This is a genomic window from Salinisphaera sp. G21_0 (assembly GCF_017744115.1).
Classification (GTDB): domain Bacteria; phylum Pseudomonadota; class Gammaproteobacteria; order Pseudomonadales; family Endozoicomonadaceae; genus Endozoicomonas.
Genome location: NZ_JAGHQW010000139.1, coordinates 1 through 3,048, shown reverse-complemented (window position 1 = coordinate 3,048; position 3,048 = coordinate 1). Strand labels below are relative to the sequence as shown.

The following is a 3,048-nucleotide window of genomic DNA, read 5'->3' as shown; positions in this document are numbered from 1 at the left end:
CTGTGTACCATGTACTGACCAAACATGGGACTGACTCTGACGATAGCCATGGTGAACCGGTGGCGGACGGACAGCCCGGTATAGCAACAGGCAGCAACTCCGTGGCGAACACTGGAAAACCCACCCGGCCAGGCAGCCCTGTGTACCATGTACTGACCAAACATGGGACTGACTCTGACGATAACCATGGTGAAAAGTTGGCGGACGGGCAGCCAGGTATAGCAACAGGCAGCAACTCCGTGGCGAACACTGGAAAACCCACCCGACCAGGCAGCCCTGTGTACCATGTACTGACCAAACATGGGTCTGACTCTGACGATAACCATGGTGAACCGTTGGCGGACGGGACGGGCAGGTCGGTATAGCAACACAGGGCAGCAACTCCATGGCGAAAACTGGAAAACCCACCCCACCAGGCAGCCCTGTGTACCATGTACTGACCAAACATGGGACTGACTCTGACGATAGCCATGGTGAACCGGTAGGTAGGCAACAGATAGCAGCAGCCCCATGGCGAACACTGGGAAAGAGATAAAAAGTCCCCTGCTCACAGCCATGTCATGAACCCAGCCTTTTCCAATGCTTTCTACATAGTTCTCGTCCAAAAACGCATCAGGCAATCATAACCGGACTGTACGTACGTTTTAATATTTCCTGAAATTCCAGAGAGCCAGGAAAACTCCTCCCTTTTTTTCTCTAATCTGGAACGGATATTGGAGAAAAACGCAAAAAGCAGGCAGAAAACATCCTCCCACCAAGCTGGAAAGGTACTGCCATGTAGAATGGAGTTGGCTATCAGGATGGTGCCGGGTGCCTGGCCAGAATCACCAGGTTGTAACAGACCACCGATAACCAGCAATGAGAGTCAAAACGCTCAGAACCCTTGCAGTGGCAACGTGATAACCCAAAACATCTTTTTAGTTACGAAATTCCTGCTTCAATACCTGCCCGGAAGCGAAAGAGCGTTTTATGCACATACTGACTTTTAGTCATCTCTTCGACTTCAAGTCCGCGCTTCTTATTAAAAGCCACATCGCTGATACCCATGGCCTTGGCTTTTTCCAAATTAGCGCGACACGCATATCAGCCGTCACTGCTTGTCTGGCGAGGTACACGACCATAAATTTCTTTTTGTCTTTCCATCATCGGAATGAATCGGTCCGAATCCGCTGGGTTACCTTCCTCAATAACCAGGTCCAGGATCAATCGACTTTTTCCCTGAACCAGGTTCAGTTTATGGCCGTACTGCACTTGCCGCCTGTCTTTTACGATGATATCCGTATGGGGTTCATACAGGCTAACCACTTTCTCCTGGGCTGGCACCTTTTCACCCTTAAAGACCCTGCGCTCTGTCTGGGAGACTATTGCATCCACCAGGGGTAACAGGTGATCCACATCGGCCTGCCACTTGTCGGCATCATCAGCCAGGAGACACTGCCCCTGCTGACGGGCGTCTGCAAGCTTGACAGTGGCTTCGACAAGCACCTTCCGGGATTTTCGGGTCAACTGCAGCAGTTTTTTATAATGCTGATGCCGCTCTTCTTTACCAGCGTAGATGCATTTTCTGGCCGCATCTTTTACGGCTCGGTTGTGATGGGTATATTCATAAAGCGATGTCGCTGTCAGTGCTTGTCCCCCAGCAGCCGACAAATTTCTTTAACGGAACTGGCTAAAAGATCACTGTCGCAAGGAGGTTTGATATCCGATTCGGTGACTGTGCCGTCAATAGCCACAGTGCGTCCCTTCTCAATGCCCTGATCTTTAGCGGTCGTGCCGCACGAAGAACGGATTCTGCTGATAGTCCGTTCCGCCCAGTGTTCTGTTTATCACCAGAACTTAAGTCCTCATAAATCCAGTCATTGAACTGTGGATGGGCATCAAGCCATTGCGAGATACCGGAAAGCTAAGAGCAGATTTCATGAGGTACGTAATGGAGTTCCATACTACACTACTGCGGGTTGCGTTTTTTACGCATTTGGGGCCCTCTCTGCTTGGCTTTCCCTGATGTTTATTGGCCTTGGGAAGTTTAGATGCCGAATAGCAGTAGGGCTCCACTTAATTTTTCAGGATAAAATCTCCAGTTTTCAATTGGTTGTGTTTTTGGACGGGAACCAGCTAATACCCATTAACCCGGATATTTCATAAACTGCCCCGAATCTCGACGACCACATGGATATGGGAGGTAGGGCGACGCAGAGTGCCCATTCAGTCAGAGCGAGTTGAAGCAGAGGCCTGCTGGCAGGCAGGAAGAGCATGATATTATCAGCTACTGTCTGCGGATTTTACTCCTCCGCTCGGGTCGCTGATTGAGCTTGACCAGGTTATTTCGGCAATAGCTTGTGGTGGTTATCCAAAAGCAATGCAGCCTTATTTCAAATCGAAGGACACGCTGGTTCAGATCTTATACTGATGCGATTATCCGGCGGGATATCAAAGAAGTTTTTCAGCTGCAAAAGCTGGACGAAATGGCGCAGCTGCTTAAATTATTGTCTTCTGTTTCTTCTGAGGCGCTGAATTATGTGACAAGAGTCAGCGGGAAGTGGACTTTATTCTGTCAGGGCATAATGGCCATGCCACAGGCATTGAGGTCAAGGCAGGCATGACGATCAGGAAAGAGATGTTCGCAACTCTGGAAATGCTTATTGCAACTAGTATTCAGCGGGGGGGTAATTGTTTACAACGGTGATAAGGTGCTCCCCTTTTTAGAAAAACTGGTGGCTTTGCCGGTAGGGCACCTGTTTTGAATATAAGTTGTCTGTCGTGCAAAAAACAGTGAAGGCAAAATCATATCGCAGCATTAAGAAATCTTGATTGTTCAGCACCGTTCTACCGTCTCCAATCACAGAGACGATGGCCACAGTACCAGGCATGACCTTTTCTGGCCCGGGTTCTGTCACATTTGTCGCACCAACAGCGCTAATCGGCTGTCCGGGAATTGCATTTTCATAGCAAAAAAAGCCCCATGTAATTCAAACTATTCTTACCACTGCCATAAAACTGGCTACCGTTACCAAACCCCTATTAACGCTTTTACCGATGTAGAAAAAA

The 3,048-nt window shown here is 49.0% G+C and carries 5 protein-coding genes and 2 pseudogenes; 5 read left to right on the top strand and 2 right to left on the bottom strand.

Translation table 11 applies throughout. From position 1 onward, the window contains the following. Positions 1–365 (top strand): annotated as a pseudogene (locus J7439_RS25185) (hypothetical protein); the annotation flags it as partial. 20 nt (positions 366–385) lie between these two features. After that, the gene (locus J7439_RS25180) at positions 386–535 is read left to right on the top strand and encodes a hypothetical protein (RefSeq protein WP_209204806.1); all 150 of its coding nucleotides are present in this window, start codon (positions 386–388) and stop codon (positions 533–535) included. A gap of 386 nt (positions 536–921) precedes the next feature. On the opposite strand, the gene J7439_RS26790 is transcribed toward J7439_RS25180, so the two are convergent. Both J7439_RS26790 and J7439_RS25175 read right to left on the bottom strand, forming a co-directional pair. Then, on the bottom strand, positions 922–1,047 hold the full coding sequence (locus tag J7439_RS26790) for a hypothetical protein (RefSeq protein WP_286198517.1): 126 nt from the start codon (positions 1,045–1,047) through the stop codon (positions 922–924). A gap of 36 nt (positions 1,048–1,083) precedes the next feature. Then, positions 1,084–1,650 (bottom strand): hypothetical protein, encoded by a 567-nt coding sequence (locus J7439_RS25175; protein WP_209204805.1) that lies wholly within the window; start codon positions 1,648–1,650, stop codon positions 1,084–1,086. Positions 1,651–2,339: 689 nt separating this feature from the next. Between J7439_RS25175 and J7439_RS27630 the strand changes: the two genes are divergently transcribed. The 3 genes and pseudogenes from J7439_RS27630 to J7439_RS25170 form a co-directional block, all read left to right on the top strand. Further along, complete coding sequence (locus J7439_RS27630; RefSeq protein WP_502950446.1) at positions 2,340–2,603, top strand: DUF8612 domain-containing protein; 264 nt, start codon at positions 2,340–2,342, stop codon at positions 2,601–2,603. Continuing rightward, a pseudogene (locus tag J7439_RS27625) lies at positions 2,534–2,686 on the top strand (hypothetical protein); the annotation flags it as partial. The gene J7439_RS27630 and the pseudogene J7439_RS27625, both read left to right, overlap by 70 nt. 121 nt (positions 2,687–2,807) lie before the next feature. Beyond that, the coding region (locus tag J7439_RS25170; protein ID WP_209204804.1) for a hypothetical protein at positions 2,808–3,048 on the top strand (241 nt) is incomplete at its 3' end.